Source organism: Streptomyces sp. PR69 (genome assembly GCF_026420845.1).
Lineage (GTDB): Bacteria > Actinomycetota > Actinomycetes > Streptomycetales > Streptomycetaceae > Streptomyces.
Genome location: NZ_JAOWCB010000091.1, coordinates 1 through 922, shown reverse-complemented (window position 1 = coordinate 922; position 922 = coordinate 1). Strand labels below are relative to the sequence as shown.

Sequence of the window (922 nt, the reverse complement as noted above, 5' to 3'; positions counted from 1 at the left end):
GGGCGTGGCCGTGTAATTGGTCATGGGGCGTGGCGATCTGACGAACGCGGAGTGGTCCCGCTTGAAGCCGCATCTGCCCGGGACCGGGCAACGCGGCGGGAGGTGGGCCAGCCACCGCAAGGTGATCAACGGGATCCTCTTCCGTGAGCGCACGGGGGTCCCGTGGCGGGACCTTCCCTCGCGTTTCGGCAGGTGGAAGACCGTCTACGAACGGCACAGACGCTGGTCCGCGGACGGCACCTGGGACAAGATCCTCAAGGCCGTCCAGGCCGACGCCGACGCGGAAGGCCGGATCGACTGGAGCATGGTGAGCGTGGACTCGACCTCCTGTCGCGCTCACCAGCACGCCGCCGGGGCACGCAGGAAAGCACCGCGTGTCCCGAAAAAAGATCAACGCCCCGGCATCACCGCCCCGACGAGGGACTCGGACGGTCCCGGGGCGGCCTGACCTCCAAGATCCACCTCGCCGGTGAAGGCGGACGCCGACCCCTTGCCCTGCTGATCACGCCAGGCCAGTGGGGCGATGCCCCGCAGCTCATCCCGGTCCTCGAACGCGTCCGCGTCCCCCGGCCGACAGGCGGGCATCCACGCACCCGGCCGGATCATCTCGGCGGCGACAAGGCGTACTCGTCCCGGCGGAACCGCCGCTACCTGCGCAGACGCCAGATCAAGCACACCATCCCCGAGCCGAAGGACCAGCGGGCCAACCGCAGACGCCGCGGCAGCAAAGGCGGCAGGCCCACCGGCTTCGACAAGGACAAGTACAAGCGCCGCAACGAAGTCGAGCGGACGATCAACCTGCTCAAGGGCTTCCGGGCCGTGGCGACGAGATACGACAAGCGGGCCTACGTATTCCACGGCACAGTCACTGTCGCGGCCATCCGCTTATGGCTCCGCACATGATCCGCCGGACAGACCCTAG

General features: G+C 68.5%; 1 protein-coding gene. It reads left to right on the top strand.

The window, feature by feature from the left end:
- Positions 1–22: 22 nt before the first annotated feature.
- Positions 23–903 (top strand): IS5 family transposase gene (locus OF819_RS29020; RefSeq protein ID WP_267246632.1). Its coding sequence is split into 2 segments (ribosomal slippage): positions 23–383 and positions 383–903, totalling 882 coding nucleotides; the frame shifts between segments, so codons are not numbered across the junction.
- Positions 904–922: the final 19 nt, after the last annotated feature.